Here is a 14,244-nt window from a genome sequence, read left to right on the forward strand (position 1 = left end):
AGAGCAGTTCGACCCCCGATGGCCATTAGCGATTCAGTCAGCGAGCGCGCCAAGACGCGCGTCGGCTCCACCCTCTGCGGCAAGTGGAGCCTGGATCGCGTGCTGGGCGTCGGCGGCATGGCCACCGTGTATGCCGCCACTCATCGCAACCACGCCCGGGCGGCGATCAAGATCCTACACCCGGAGATCGCCCTCGACGCGGAAGTGACGCCGCGGTTCCTGCGCGAGGGCTACGTCGCCAACATGGTGGACCACCCCGGCACCGTGAAGGTGCTGGACGACGACGTCGACGAGACCGGAGCTCCGTTCTTGGTGATGGAGCTGCTGGAGGGGGAAACGCTGGAGGCCCGCTGGGCGCGCAAGGGTGAGAAGCTGCCGGTGTCGGAGGTGCTGGCGCTCACCATTCGCGTGTTGGACGTGCTGGCATCGGCGCACGACAAGGGCATCGTTCATCGCGACCTCAAGCCCGAAAACCTGTTCCTCACCACGTCCGGCGAGCTCAAGGTGCTGGATTTCGGCATTGCGCGCTTGCGAGAGATGTCCTCGAGCGCCTCCCAGACGCGAACGGGATCCTTGTTGGGAACGCCCGCGTTCATGGCGCCGGAGCAAGCTCGCGGTCGTTGGGACGACGTGGATGCGCGGACGGACATCTGGGCCGTGGGCGCTACGGTTTTCACGCTGCTCACCGGGCGCTTCGTGTTCGAGGCAGAGACGGTGCAGGAGCAGCTGATCATGGCGGCAACCGCGAAGGCGCCGCCGATTGGCAGCTTGGTGCCGGAGATCCCGCCGGAGCTCGGCGAGATCATCGACCGTGCTCTGAGCTTCGATCGCTTCCAGCGCTGGCCGGATGCGCGATCCATGCAGAGCGCGTTGCGTGACACGCTGGCAACGCCGGACGGCGAGGCTCGGCTCACGCTGCCGTTGCCGTCGTCGCCGGGGCTCAGCGAGTCGACCACGCTGATCGCGCCGGCGGACGTGACCAGTGCCATTACCGGTCGCAGCTACACCACCGCGCGGCCGGTGACCAACGCGGTGGAGTCCATCACGGGGGTGCGGAAGCGTTCCCGTGGCATCGTCGTCGCTGCGGCTGCCTTGGCGCTGTTCCTGATCGGTGGAGTGGTGGTGTGGCGAGTCACCGGCACCGAGGCGAAGGTGGTGGCGGCGCCGCCGGAGCCCGCCCCCACGGTGGTGGTCACGGTGATCAAGACCGCTGAAACGGCGCCTCCCGTGGCGTCCACCCCTGCTCCGCCGACCTCTGCCTCGTCAAAGCCGGCGCCCGCCGTGAAGAAGCAGCCGCCCACGGTGAAGGTGCGGCCGCCCACCGTGAAGAACCCGCCGCCGGCCAACCCCACGCCTCCCGCAGCGCTCACTCAGAAGCCCCCGAGCACGAATCCTTTCGATCGTCGCTTGTGAACGGATATCTTGGCGACATGAAGCGATTCGGCTGGGCGCTGGCGGTGATGCTCCTCTCGGCGAGCGCAGGAGCGGCAGGGCGTGATCCAGCCGCCGCCGAAGCACTGTTTCGCCAGGGGCGGGAAGCGGTGACGACCGGCGACTACAAGCTCGCCTGCGAGAAGTTCCACGAGAGCAATCGCCTGGACCCCGCCGCCGGCACCGTGCTCAACATCGCGGACTGCGAAGAGAAGCTCGGCCACCTGGCCACCGCGTGGACGTTGTTCCGTCAGGTAGCGGAGCAGCTCCCGCCCACGGACGAACGTCAGGGTATCGCCAAGGGACGCGCTGCGGCCTTGGAACCGCGCTTGCCGAAGCTCAGCTTGCGGCTATCACCGGACGCGCCCGCCGGCGCCAAGGTGTACCGCGACGGTGTGGTGCTCGGCGCTGCCTCGCTCGACACGCTGCTACCGGTGGATCCGGGCAAGCACGTGCTCGCGGTGGAGGCCCCGGGCCACGCGCGGCGTGAGCTCACCGTCACCATGGCGGAGGGCGAGAAGAAGCGCGTTGCCCTGGATGCGGGTGCGGTCACCGACGAGGAAGCGGCAACGCCGGGTGTCGGGGTGAGCAGCGCGGGATCCGGCAAGAAGACCTTCGGCTACGTGCTCGGCGGTTTGGGCATTGCCGGCGTGGGCGTGGGTGCCGTCACGGGCATCATGACGCTGGGAAAGAAGTCCACCGTGGACGACAACTGCGACGCGCAGAAGCGTTGCAACGCGGAAGGCGCGGATGCCGCGGACGCGGGGCGAACCCTGGGCACCATCAGCGGCGTGAGCTTCATCGTGGGCAGCGTGGCGCTGGCCACCGGCGCCTACCTGGTGCTCTCCAGCGACGAGAAAGAGCGCCCCACCACCGCGTTGATTCCAGGAGCCGGCAGCGTTTCCGTGCTGCATCGGTTCTAGAGCGTATCTCGCAGCCTCGAGGGTCGTGATTTCGAGGCGAGCGGTGCCAGCTGCGAGGCGGCGCGAGGAAGGAATACTCGGCGCTCTAACCCCAGTGCTCACCTGAGTCGGTCCTCTCTCACAAGCTGCGGCCCGGCGTCCGTTCGGCGCGGAATCAGCCCGCGCGCATCGCGCTTACCGCGGAACGAGCAACGCCAGTGCACGACGGAGCAGCTCTTCCAGCGAGAGGCTGCGGGCTTCTCCAGCGAGCTTCTCCGTTACCTTCTTGGCTTCCGCCTTCTTGAAGCCCTGTGTCGTCAGCGCCAAGAGGAGCTTGTCTTGCTTCTCCCGCGCCTCGGTGTCCTCGGCGTCGGTAGTGTCCCCGGTGTCCCCGGTGTCTGAACGCCTTCGCTGACGAAGGCGAATCTTCTCTTCAACGTACTCGCGGCCGAAGGTCTTCTTGGCCGCATTCAAATTGTGGCTCCTGCAGTACACCCGACCATTGGAGGCGCCATCGCTACCACCGATGCCGGTGGCTTCGATGTGGTCGTACTGCAGAAACGCCCTTGCCGTGCAGCGCACGCCGGACTCCGACACGAAGCAGCACTGGGCACCGTCGCGCTCGTACACCTCGCGCCGGGCTGCACGGCCGGGCTCGCCCGGCTTCGTTCCGCGGGAGCGGCGCGGCTTGTCCGTCTTGCCCCAGCGCTTCTTCTCCAGCTCGCGAATCAGCGCGTCGAGCGCCCGTTCGACCACTACCTCCAGCTCCCGGCTCACGTGGCTCATCAGATTCTGGGAGTGCTCGAGCTTCGCTTTCAGGCTCTCTCCGGCACTGAAATGCACCTCGAAGCGCCCTTCCGAAAGCGGTTCCACGCCGGGCGCTGGACCCTTTCCGCCAGTGCGCAGCGGCTTCACCTGGTCCGGGACGTCCGGCTTCGGGAACCAGCGCGCGAGCACGACGCGAATCCCGGCGCCCGTCTTGCCGGCGACTTCTTCCAGCAGCGCCGCGTGGTTCTCCTCCGTGAGCCGCGGAGCCAACAGAGAAAGCCCGGAAAGGTGCAGATCTCCGCTTGCGAGCAGCGAAAGCACCACCGGAAACGAGAGCGCCGCCCGCGCCCCGGCGATGCTCCGATACGCCGTGCCCTCGCTCATCCCCAGGCCGCGCACGCAGAAGTCGTACATGGAGGAGTAGCCCTGGTCGTACACGAGCTCACGTCGGTCGATTTCGGCGAGGTGCGCGACCAAGTGCGCGGTCGCTTTGCGCCGACCGGCGTTGGCAACGACCGCGCTGGACCAGAGATCGCGATTGGAGAGGTCTTGAAGTGCGGAGAGCGCAGTGCGCTCGGTGGCAGACAGTTCTACGGAAATGGCTTTGGATGATGACATGACAAACCCCCGTGGTTTCCCCTGGCATACCATGGGAAATTTCGCGTTCTTCAGCGCCCCCTCGAGGCGCTTTCGAGCACGCGGGCACTTCGAAGATCGATTTCGTTTCGAACGCGCGCCCAGTGGGCACACGTGCGCTGCGCGGACGCTGTGCGAACGAGAGCGACGAAATGAGAGCGCGGAGCGGCCGCAAGCTCGTCAACTGAAATCGTCTTCGCGGTGTCGAATTCTGTCGTCCGTTCGCACTCGTCTCGGATCGCCATCGTTGCAGACATTCCGGCCGCTTGGTCCGCCCTCGAACGACGCGCGGCAGCGGCGGCACCTGTCCGTCGCTCTCGCCGGAGTGGCACCGATGGTGGTCAACCCAGGTGAACAGTGGGTCTAATCGACTTCGCCCGTTTGCAGCCGCCACAGGGCGGCGTAGCGCTGCCCGCGTGCCACGAGCTCTTCGTGGGTGCCTTGCTCGACGACGCGCCCGCCTTCGAGCACGCAGATCTGGTGCGCGTGTCGGATGGTGCTCAAGCGGTGCGCGACGATCACCGTGGTGCGCTCCTTGGTGATGGTGGCGAGGCTCCGCTGAATCGCGGCTTCGGTTTCGTTGTCCACGGCGCTGGTGGCCTCGTCCAGCACCAAGATGCGCGGGTTCTTCAGGATCGCGCGGGCGATGGCGATGCGCTGGCGCTGTCCGCCGGAGAGCTTCTGGCCACGTTCGCCCACCCGGGTGTCGTAGCCGAGAGGTAGCGCTTCCACGAACTCGTGAGCCTCCGCCGCTCGGGCGGCCGCCTCGATCTGGCTTCGTGTGGCGTCGAAGCTGCCGTAGCTGACGTTCTCGGCGATCGTGCCGTCCACCAGGAACACGTCCTGACTCACGAAGCCGATGGCGCCGCGCAGCTCGGAGAGCTTCAACGTGGAGATGTCCACTCCGTCGATCAGGATCCGCCCCGCGCTTGGCTCATAGAAGCGCAGCAGCAGCTTGGTGAGCGAGCTCTTGCCGGAGCCGGTGGAGCCCACCAGCGCCAGCGTCGTGCCCGGAGCCACGTTCAGGCTCACTCCGCGCAATGCGGGGTGATCGCCGTAGCTCAGGGACACGTCCTCGAGCTCGATGCTTCCGGGGAGCTCCCCTGCGGGCCAGCACTCCGTGCCGTCGCGCACGTCGATGGGCGCCTCCAAGAGATCCAGCGCGCGGCGGGTGGAGGCCATGGCGCGCTGGTACAGGTCCGTCATGTCCGCCAATCGCGTGAGGGGCCAGAGCAGCCGTTGGGTCAGGAACACGAGCACGCTGTAGGCGCCCACCGCCAGGCTGCCTCGTAGCGTGAGCATGCCGCCATAGAACAGCGTGGCGACGAACCCGCTGAGCACTCCCATGCGGATCACCGGCGTGATGGCGCTGGCGACGCGAATGGCCCGGGCGTTGGCGTTCTGGTAGTCCTCGCTGCGCCCCATCACCATGGCCATCTCGTGCTTCTCGGCCACGAACGCCTTGATGGTGGCGAGACCCGAGAGGTTGTTGTTCACCACGCCGTTCAACACGCCCGCGCGATCACGCACTTCCGCGTAGCGGGGCTCGAGCTTCTTCTGGAAATAGAAGGCACCCAGGAGAATGAGCGGAACCGGTAGCAGCGCCACGAGCGCCACCTGCGGTGTGAGGACCACGAAGATGACGCTCACCGCCACGCTGGAGACGCCGACCTGGATGAGGTCGTTGGCGCCACCGTTGAGAAAGCGCTCGAGCTGATTGATGTCGTCGTTGATGACGCTCAGGATCTGCCCCGAGCTCTTGCTCTCGAAGTACGAGAGCGGAAGCTCTTGCACGTGAGCGTACACGTCCAGGCGCAGATCGTGCTGGATGTACTGCGCGAGGTTTCGCCAGCGGACGGCGTACAGGTACTCGAAGGTGGACTCCAGGATCCAGATCAGCGTCGTGAGCCCGGCCAATAGCAACAGCTGGTGCTCCACGTTCACCACGCCCAGGCGGGCGAGGAGCGAAGTTTCGCGCTTCACCACGGTGTCCACCAAAATGCCGATGAGAACCTCCGGCGCGATGTCGAACATCTTGTTGGCGACGGAGAACAGAGTGGCCAAGACGATGCTGCGGCGGCGGCGGTCCGCGTAGCGCCACAGGCGACGGAGGGGATGCATGTTCAGGTCTACTTGGCGAAAGGGCGAAGTATCAGCAAGCTTGATTTCCCTCGTGGTAGGAAAGAGGCATGGCTGATCACACGGTGGTGTTGATTCCGGGGGACGGCATCGGCCCGGAGGTGGCGGCGGCGGTGAAGCGCGTTTTGGAGGCGGCCCAGGCGCCGGTGACCTTCGTGACGCGCTACGCGGGGGAAGCGGCGCTCGAGCGTGGCGGAGAAGACGTGCTGCCGGAAGACACGGTGAGCACCATTCGCGAGCATCACGTGGCGCTCAAGGGCCCGTGCACCACGCCGGTGGGGCGAGGGTACTCCAGCGTGAACGTCGCGCTGCGTCGTAGGCTCAACCTGTACGCGGCCGTTCGCCCGTTTCGCAGCATTGGTGGAGTGAAGACCCGCTACGACAACGTGGATCTGATCGTGATCCGGGAGAACACCGAGGGGCTCTACAGCGGTATCGAGAATCAGATTACGGACGGCGTGGTGGTGAGCATGAAGGTCGCCACCCGCGTGGCCTGCCAGCGCATCTCCCGCTGGGCCTTCCGTTACGCCACGCACCGCCGGCGTCAGAAGATCACGGTGTTCCACAAGGCGAACATCATGAAGATGAGCGATGGAATGCTGCTGGAAGAGGCTCGCCGGGTGCACGAGGTCGACTACCCGAACATCGACTACCAAGAGGTGATCGTGGACGCCGGCCACATGAAGCTGGTCCAGGATCCGGGGCAGTTCGACATCCTCATGTGCGAAAACCTGTATGGCGACATCGTGAGTGACCTGTGTGCCGGCTTGGTGGGCGGATTGGGCGTGTCACCCGGAGCCAACATCGGGGACGACGACGCAGTGTTCGAAGCCGTGCACGGATCGGCGCCGGACATCGCCGGCCAGGGCGTGGCGAACCCCCTCGCTCTGCTGATGAGCGCCACCATGATGCTGAACCACTTGGCGGAGACGCGGAGCGACGCCCGCTGCCGGGACGTGGCCACCAAGATCAAGCAGGGCTACGACCAGGCGCTCTCGGACGGAAAGAAGACGCGAGACCTGGGTGGGGAGCTCACGACGGTTGGGTTTGCGGAGGCGGTGATCGAACGTCTGAACGGGTGAGCGGCGGCGGCGCGTCGGACGGGTGCTCCGGCGGCGGCTCCGGCACCATTTCTGCGGAATACGCGCGGAAGAACGTGTGAAAGCGATCGTCGATCGCCTTGGGGGACTCCGCGTAGAGTCGAATCGCCAGGGCGCGGGCGCGATCCCTGAGGGCCTCGCGTCGTTGATCCAGCAGCGTGAGCAGCGGCCCGAGGGCGCCGAACTGACCTTCCTGTGCCGGGGTGTCCAGGAGCACCGCGCGCAGGTCTGCCAAATCGTGCTCGTCTCCCAGTAGCTCGGAGAGATCCTTCAGGGCTTGGCGACGCTGCTCGAGGGCTGCGGGCCAGATCGGCTCCAAGATCTGGACTTGATAGAAGTGGTACTTCGCCCACTTGCGGAAGTCGTGGAAGCGCTCCGTGGTGGGCTTTCGTCGCACGAGGCCGAAGGCGTCACGGCCGCGACCGTAGGTGCGCCGGAAGCCGGGGCCGATGGTGCGCCAGCCCTTGTGGCTGAGCGGCCAGGTGTCCACTCGCTGCCGCGCGGCCTCGAGGGACTCGATCACCTCCGCCCGATTCATGCCGTGGCTCTGCTGCACCGCGTGGCCGTGCAAATGGCCGAGGCGTTGGCCGATGTCGTCGAAGGCGCTGGGCTCGATTTGCTCGCGAGCTCCCTCGACCAGACCCTTGAAAGTGGCGACGGCCACCGCGGCTTCGCGCGCACTGGCCAGCGCGCGGGCGGCGTCTCGGTAGCAGGCGTTCTCCAAGGCGTAGACTTCGTCCCCCAGCTCGGGCCGGAGGAGTCGCACCAGGGCGCGGAGCTTCTTCATGCGCTTGCGCATCTCGTGGATGGCTTCGTCCGCGCCCGGGCCCTCCACGAGCAGCTCCTGCAGGGCGGCGTCGAGCTGCTCGCTCGCGATGCGCCGCATGGCGACATCCAGCGTTTCTCGATGGTGAAGGCAGTAGCCCATGAAGATCCTTCCGCGACGGCAGCTTGCCGCCGCGAGCCGACAGTGGGAGAAATAACTCGGACGGAGGGGTTAGCAAGTCATGACCGTTTCCCGCGCCGACATCGAGGGAGAGCTGGCCCGGCTCGAGGCCGAGGTGCAGCGGCCGGAGGCCGGGATTTACGGTCCCGGAAGCGCCTCCTGGAAGGTGGATCGGGAAAGCATCATTTTCCTCGCCGGAGGGCGCGCGGCCCTCTTGCAGCTGGCCCACCCGTTCGTGGCGCACGCCGTGGATCAACACTCCGACACCCGAAATGATCCGCTAGGGCGCTTTCAACGCACCTTCGACAACGTGTTCGCCATGGTCTTCGGCGATCTCGCGCAAGCCGAGCGCTCGGCGCGGCGCGTGCATGCCATCCATACGCGGATCCAGGGGCACATCGCGGAAAACGTCGGCGCCTTCGCGGCCGGCTCCTTCTACGAGGCCAACGACGAAAACGCGCTGATGTGGGTTCACGCCACCCTGCTGGACTCGGCCATCTTGGCCTACGAGCAGGTGCTGGGGCCGTTGAGCCCGCTGGACCGACGCCAGTACTACGCGGAGAGCCGGCGCTTCGCGCGGCTCTTCGGAATTCCGCAGCAGGTGCTGCCCGAAGACTGGGACGCGTTTCAGGCGTACATGCGTCGCATGCTCGCGTCGGACGTGATCCGAGTCGGGCGACCCGCGCGGGAGATGGGACGCTTCTTGTTCAGCACGCCGAAGCCGTCGGCTCGGCCGCTGTTCGCCTGGCTGCGCGTGATGACCGCCGGCCTGATGCCGGAGCGCCTGCGCGCGCCGTTCGGCCTCAGCTGGACGCGGCGGGATCGCGCGCTGTACGCGGCGTCCATCGCGGCGCTGCGCCGGACCTATCCGCTGGTGCCCCCGCGCCTGCGCTACGTGCCGGCCTATGTGCGCGCTACGCGGCGCCTCGACGGCGTCGAAGGGCCGGACCGCGTCGGCAATTTGCTGGAGCGCATTGCCATGAGCGCGATTGACGCGCGGCCTCGCAGAAAGCGTGCGCGGCGCGCCGCCACCAGCGGCTGACTCGCGACGTCGTGGCGTGAGGTTCCGCGCCGGAGCGACAAGAAGATCGCAAACAGGATGTCGGTCCGCCGCGGAACCTCGCGAACGGACTCGCGGAAGGCCTAGCGGGCGCGGGCCAGGGCGTCGCCAAAGTCGCCGAGCTTGGCCGTGAGCGACTCCTTCTGGCGGTCGGAGCTGTAGCCGTGCTCGAAGCGCTGGTAGCGGTCGTAGCCCCGGTTGTCGTCCACGCGGGTGACGCTGAAGTCGCGGGCGGGCTCGCGGCGACGGGGCGCGTCGGAGTCGGTGGTCGTCACCAGGCTCGGCTCACCGCAGGCGCTACACTTGCCGCAGCGCGCGAGGCCCGCCGTTCCGAAGTAGCGCGCCAGGGCGACCCGGCGACATTCGCTGGGGCTGCCGCCCACGTAGCGCGATACCGCTTCGAGACGCTTTTCGTCTTGGGCGCGGAGCGTTCCGATGCGCGTGGCGAGGCGCCGCGCTTGCTCCATGAGCAACGCCGTGGGCACCGAAGGCGTGAGCCAGCCGGCGCGATAGCTGACGAGCCCCGCGGAATCGAGCACCAGCGCGAGAGTGTCCGCGGTGCTTCGAGTGAGACCACTCTCCAAGGCCAGGGATTCGACGGCGATGGACGTCGCTTCCATCGCGCGAGCTTCCAAGGCGCGGACGAACGACGAAAGATGCTGCGCAGCGATGCGATGCCGAGCCAGGGTGGCCGCATTGCGGCTCGAGTCTCCGGGCTCGAACAGGATCACGGCGTGGGAGAGCTCGCCGTCGCGCCCGGCAGCGCCGATCTCGCGGGCGTATTGCTCCAGGGAAGCAGGCGCACCCCAGTGAATCACGAAGCGCACGTCCCGCTTGTCGAGGCCCAACCCGAAGCCATCCGGCGCCCGGTCCATGTGGTGCGCCTCACCGAGTCCGACGAGCCCGGCGTGGGGCGCGAAGGCGCTGGTGGCGACCATCACGGTGCGACGGCCCGGCAGCATGAAGTTCAGCTGCTCGCCGACGCGCTCCCCGGCGGGAAGCTCGGGATGATAGCGATGCACCGGCACTCGCGCCGCCCCGAGGGCAGCGTGAATGGCGTCCACCTCGCGCGGCGTGCCGGCGTAGATGATGCCGGGGCGTCGGAGCCGCATCACCAGCTGCACCAGCGCGCGCTGCCGCACTTCGCCGCGCGCCTCCAGCGTCTCGAACACGATGTTGTCGCGCAGGGCGACGTCGTCCACCACCGTGGGCGCGCGCAGGCCGAGACCGTCCACCACGTCGTGTCGCACCGCTGGTGGCGCCGCGCCCAAGAGCGCCATCATCGGCGGCGACCCGAGCCGTGCGATGAGGCTTCCGAGCAGCGTGGCTGCGCCGCACAGCTCGTCGGACCATTCGGACACGGTGTGCGCGTCGTCCACCACCAGCAGCGCAATGCCGGTGCGCGCAAGGGCCTCCGAAAGCTCCGCGCCGGCCAGCTCGTCCGGCGTCGTCAGCACGATCAGCGGCCCGCCCTGCGCCACCCGGGCGAGGGCGCTCTTACGCTGTCCGTTCTGCACCGACGCGTCCAAGCGAACGGCGGGTACGCGGCGATGGAGCAGTCGATCATGATGCTCGCGCCCGAGGGCCGCGCGCGGGGAGACGACCACCACCGGTTGCGGCAAGAGCTGCGCAGGGACTTGATAGCAAGCCGACTTGCCGAAGCCGCTGGGCAGCGCCACCAGCGTGTCCTTGCCTTCGAGGACGGAGCGAATGGCGCGACGTTGCTCCGTCCGCAGCGCCGAAATGCCGAGGGCGCCGGCCAACTCGTCCACGCGCTTCCAAATGTGCTGCGTGATCTCTTCGCGCCGGAGGGTGGGGCTCACCGCGAGGCGGGTCATGTGGGGCGACGAAAACCCGGGGCGTGGCGGCAGCGCCGCCCGACTCTCCGCTCGCGGGGGCAGCCGTCCCACCCGAACTCCGATCAATGGTTGTCGGTCCGCCGCGGAAGCACCCGGGGCGACCGGCGCTGACGGCACCGGTACCCCGCGGGCCGTCGCCGTCGCGCTGCGACGCTCGACCTTCGACGCGGCCGCCTTCGGCGTCACTGCCTTCGTCGCGGTCGCCTTCCGCATCACTGCCTTCGTCGCGGCCGGGCGTCGCGCTGCGGTCGCCTTCGGCGTCACTGCCTTCGTCGCGGCCGGGCGTCGCGCTGCGGTCGCCACGCGCTGCCGGCTCTTCCCCTTGGTCGTCTTGGTCGTCTTGCGCGCGGTCGTCGCCCGCGCGTTCGACGTCTTCGCCTTGGCCGTCTTGCGCGCGGCGGTCTTGCGGACAGCCGACTTGCGCGCGGTGGCTTTGCGGACAGCCGACTTGCGCGTGGCGGTCTTGCGGACAGCCGTCTTGCGCGCGGCGGTCTTGCGGACAGCCGTCTTGCGCGCGGCGGTCTTGCGGACAGCCGTTTTGCGCGCGGCGGTCTTGCGGACAGCCGTTTTGCGCGCGGTGGCTTTGCGGACAGCCGTTTTGCGCGCGGCGGTCTTGCGGACAGCCGTCTTGCGCGCGGCGGCTTTGCGCGCTGTCGTCTTGCGCGCGTTCGACGTCTTCGTCTTGGCTGTCTTGCGCGGGCTCGACGTCTTCGCCTTGCCCGTCTTTCCGCGGGTCGCCTTGACGGCCTTCTTGGCGGCGGGGCGGGTGCGGCTCACTGCTCGCGTGTGCAGCCGCTGTTTCGTGGTCCGGCCCCCGCTACTGCGCTTTGTCTTCGCCATTTTGCTGAATGGTCGAAAGCCGTACCATCGGGGATCGGGGATGTGAACAGAAAAACAGTGAACATCCGCGACGGGAGCGCAGGTCTTCAGGTCCGTTGCTCTGCAGGGCAGGCCAAGCGTCCGCTGAAAGCGTGACGAGTGTTCAGTGGCGACGCCGAAGCCAGAGCAGCGCTCCCAGCAGTAGGCCACCGAAAGCGGCAGATCCCGGCGCCGCTGGGCCGCTGCGGCAGCCGCAGCTCGAGCGCTCGCTGTCCGTGGGCTCCGGCCCGCCGCGGAGGCCGCCATCGGCGCTGCGCATCACCGACGCGGGGCGCGGGCGCCGAGCGGGAAGCCCACGGAAGCTCGCCACGCCGAGCTCTCGGAGGAGCGGGGACGCGTCGTCCACTCGATCCAGGAGCCAGAGCATGTAGCGGATGTCCGAGCTGATGTTGCGGGAGCGCGCCTTGCTGTAGCCGAAGTCTCCGGCGATGTTCTCCCACACGCGGTCGAAGTTGAGGCCGACCAGCTCGCCGCGACCGTTGACGACGGGACTGCCGGAGTTGCCGCCGGTGGTGTCCGCGTTGGAGAGGAAGCAGAGCGGGAGATCCCCGAGCTCCGAGTCCGCCCAGAACGTGTTCTTCGCCTGCTCCGCCTTGTCGAGCACCTTCTGGGGCAACGCGAAGGGCGCCTTGCCGGTCGCCTTCTCTACGGCGCCCATGAGCGTGGTCTGTGGCAGCGCGAGCAATCCGTCTTGGGGCTTGTAGCCGCCCACGGTAGCGACGCTGAGACGCAGCGTGCCGTTGGCGTCGGGATAGACGGGACCGCCGCGCTGAGCCTCGAGCATCTCGAAATACGTCGGCCCGACGCGCGCGAGCACGCCGGTGTCGGTGCGCTCTTCGGCTTCCAGAGCCTCGATGGCGTCCGCGAGCTTCCGCGCCGCGACAAACAAGAAATCGGAAAAGGCATCCACCTCGCTGGGCTTGGCGTCGAAGAGCTTCTTGGCGCGCTCGGGGTTCTTCAGCGCAGACGCTGCGAGCTTGGGGGCCAGGGCTCGGGAAATGGCGGCCTCATTGGGGCCCGCGGCCAGGCTAGCCAGCGCCTGCAGCGGCGGATTCGTCTTCTTGGCACGCACCACGAGGGTGGCGAGCAGCGCGGCGTCCACCTCGGGATCGAAATCCCGAAGACGGCGCTCCGCCGCTTTCCATAGCTCCGGCTCGTCCCGCGTCATGTAGCCGACGGCGCGCTCGATGTCCGGCTTCTGGCGCTCGCGGGCGAGACGCACGAGGTGAACGGCGAGGCCCATCAGGTTGCTGGCACGCGGAACGTTGTCGAGCAGCAGAGCGCGCGAGAAACGCTTCTCCCGCTCGGCGCTGAGAGCGGCGAGCTCGCCGAGCGCCTTGGCGCTGGCTTCGCGCCCGGGCTTCTTCGCCCACTCCGCCAGGGACGCGGCCTCTTGTTCGCGGCGCTCGGCGAGACCGAGGCGCCGCAAACCTTCCAACATGCCCCGCGCGTTCTTCTCGCGATTGGCGACGCCCTTCTTCAGCGCGGCCACCTTGATCGCGACGGCGGGGCTTCGCTTCGCTTGCGCGGCCAGGAGCTCGAGCCACTCTCCGTACAGATCTACCGTGGCGGGGAGCACCTGCTCGAGCTGGCGCTTCACCTCCGTTGCCGGCAGGTAGCGAGCGGTGCGCACGGGGTAGCCGAACACCATCACCAGCTGACCGGGTCGCACACCCTCGGCGCTGACCCGCAGGTGCTCCGCCGGCGAGAAGGGGACGTTGTCCTTCGAGTACTCCGCCGGCTTGCCGTCCTTGCCCACGTAGGCCCGAAGCAGGGCAAAATCACCGGAGTGGCGCGGCCACATCCAGTTGTCGATCTCGCCGCCGTAGTCGCCGATGCCCGCAGGGGGCGCATACACCAGACGAATGTCCTCGAGCTCGAGGTACTCGCTGAGCTCGTAGCGCTTGCCCAGGTAGAAGTCGTTCACCTCGCAGTGGCGCCTCGCATCTTTCGTCTCACACGCGAGCACCAGCTCCTTCTTCTTCTTCTCGATCGCTTCCGCCCGAGAGCGATCGTCCGAGGCGCCCTTCAACGCGCTGACGACGTCTTGGGTCACGTCCTTCACGTGGCTCAAGACGCGTACGGTGTAGCCCTTGGCCGGTAGCTCGCCATCGAGCTTCTTCGCCAAGAAGCCGTTTGAAATGTAGTCGTGCTCGGGACTGCTCTGCCCCTGGATGGCGCGATAGGCGCAGTGATGGTTGGTGGCGATCAGGCCCTTTTCGGAGACGAACGCTCCGGTGCAGCCGGAAAGGTTCACTGCGGCGCGCATCAACCCGCCGCTCTCGTTCCACAGGTCCGCGGGGCCCAGCCGCAAGCCCAACCCTGCGAGGCGACCTTGATCCAGCTTGGAGATCTGGCTGGGCATCCATTGCCCTTCATCGGCGCGCACGCTGGCGGATACGAGGACGGCCGACACGCAAGCCATGAAGAGGAGCGCGGGTTTCATGGGTCGTCCTTTTGGTAGCGTCCTCGCTAACGCGTCGGTTGGCAAGTTGCAGTCGTCTCCAAAACCGAGGAAACTCGA

Annotated in this window: 9 protein-coding genes; 4 read left to right on the plus strand and 5 right to left on the minus strand. The window is 67.6% G+C overall.

The annotated features are described in order from the left end of the window. The first annotated feature begins 18 nt into the window (after positions 1–18). Both H6717_01730 and H6717_01735 read left to right on the plus strand, forming a co-directional pair. On the plus strand, positions 19–1,413 hold the full coding sequence (locus tag H6717_01730; GenBank protein ID MCB9575732.1) for a protein kinase: 1,395 nt from the start codon (positions 19–21) through the stop codon (positions 1,411–1,413). 17 nt (positions 1,414–1,430) lie between these two features. Then, on the plus strand, positions 1,431–2,354 hold the full coding sequence (locus H6717_01735) for a PEGA domain-containing protein (protein MCB9575733.1): 924 nt from the start codon (positions 1,431–1,433) through the stop codon (positions 2,352–2,354). A 174-nt stretch (positions 2,355–2,528) separates the two neighbouring features. Here the strand turns inward: H6717_01735 and H6717_01740 are convergent, their stop codons facing one another. Then, the gene (locus H6717_01740; GenBank protein MCB9575734.1) at positions 2,529–3,719 is read right to left on the minus strand and encodes a hypothetical protein; all 1,191 of its coding nucleotides are present in this window, start codon (positions 3,717–3,719) and stop codon (positions 2,529–2,531) included. 381 nt (positions 3,720–4,100) lie between these two features. Continuing rightward, complete coding sequence (locus H6717_01745; GenBank protein ID MCB9575735.1) at positions 4,101–5,858, minus strand: ABC transporter ATP-binding protein; 1,758 nt, start codon at positions 5,856–5,858, stop codon at positions 4,101–4,103. A 68-nt stretch (positions 5,859–5,926) separates the two neighbouring features. Between H6717_01745 and H6717_01750 the strand changes: the two genes are divergently transcribed. Further along, positions 5,927–6,958 (plus strand): isocitrate/isopropylmalate dehydrogenase family protein, encoded by a 1,032-nt coding sequence (locus H6717_01750; protein ID MCB9575736.1) that lies wholly within the window; start codon positions 5,927–5,929, stop codon positions 6,956–6,958. On the opposite strand, the gene H6717_01755 is transcribed toward H6717_01750, so the two are convergent. Then, the gene (locus tag H6717_01755) at positions 6,909–7,862 is read right to left on the minus strand and encodes a CHAD domain-containing protein (GenBank protein MCB9575737.1); all 954 of its coding nucleotides are present in this window, start codon (positions 7,860–7,862) and stop codon (positions 6,909–6,911) included. The genes H6717_01750 and H6717_01755 overlap by 50 nt on opposite strands. Positions 7,863–7,983: 121 nt before the next feature. Between H6717_01755 and H6717_01760 the strand changes: the two genes are divergently transcribed. Beyond that, on the plus strand, positions 7,984–8,964 hold the full coding sequence (locus tag H6717_01760) for a DUF2236 domain-containing protein (GenBank protein ID MCB9575738.1): 981 nt from the start codon (positions 7,984–7,986) through the stop codon (positions 8,962–8,964). A 101-nt stretch (positions 8,965–9,065) separates the two neighbouring features. On the opposite strand, the gene H6717_01765 is transcribed toward H6717_01760, so the two are convergent. Together H6717_01765 and H6717_01770 are read right to left on the minus strand one after the other, a co-directional pair. After that, entirely contained in the window at positions 9,066–11,618 is a 2,553-nt protein-coding gene (locus H6717_01765) for a histone H1-like repetitive region-containing protein (GenBank protein ID MCB9575739.1), read from the minus strand. A gap of 205 nt (positions 11,619–11,823) precedes the next feature. After that, entirely contained in the window at positions 11,824–14,166 is a 2,343-nt protein-coding gene (locus H6717_01770; protein ID MCB9575740.1) for a S46 family peptidase, read from the minus strand. Between the last annotated feature and the right edge of the window lie 78 nt (positions 14,167–14,244).

The sequence above is a fragment of the Polyangiaceae bacterium genome, from assembly GCA_020633235.1.
Taxonomy (GTDB): Bacteria; Myxococcota_A; Polyangia; order Polyangiales; family Polyangiaceae; genus JACKEA01.

What these genes read in the sequence shown, in the direction of transcription:
- H6717_01730 (MCB9575732.1), top strand. Translation starts at nt 19, where the DNA reads ATGGCCATTAGCGATTCAGTCAGCGAGCGCGCCAAGACGCGCGTCGGC.
- H6717_01735 (MCB9575733.1), top strand. Translation starts at nt 1,431, where the DNA reads ATGAAGCGATTCGGCTGGGCGCTGGCGGTGATGCTCCTCTCGGCGAGC.
- H6717_01740 (MCB9575734.1), bottom strand. Translation starts at nt 3,719, where the DNA reads ATGTCATCATCCAAAGCCATTTCCGTAGAACTGTCTGCCACCGAGCGC.
- H6717_01745 (MCB9575735.1), bottom strand. Translation starts at nt 5,858, where the DNA reads ATGCATCCCCTCCGTCGCCTGTGGCGCTACGCGGACCGCCGCCGCCGC.
- H6717_01750 (MCB9575736.1), top strand. Translation starts at nt 5,927, where the DNA reads ATGGCTGATCACACGGTGGTGTTGATTCCGGGGGACGGCATCGGCCCG.
- H6717_01755 (MCB9575737.1), bottom strand. Translation starts at nt 7,862, where the DNA reads ATGCGGCGCATCGCGAGCGAGCAGCTCGACGCCGCCCTGCAGGAGCTG.
- H6717_01760 (MCB9575738.1), top strand. Translation starts at nt 7,984, where the DNA reads ATGACCGTTTCCCGCGCCGACATCGAGGGAGAGCTGGCCCGGCTCGAG.
- H6717_01770 (MCB9575740.1), bottom strand. Translation starts at nt 14,166, where the DNA reads ATGAAACCCGCGCTCCTCTTCATGGCTTGCGTGTCGGCCGTCCTCGTA.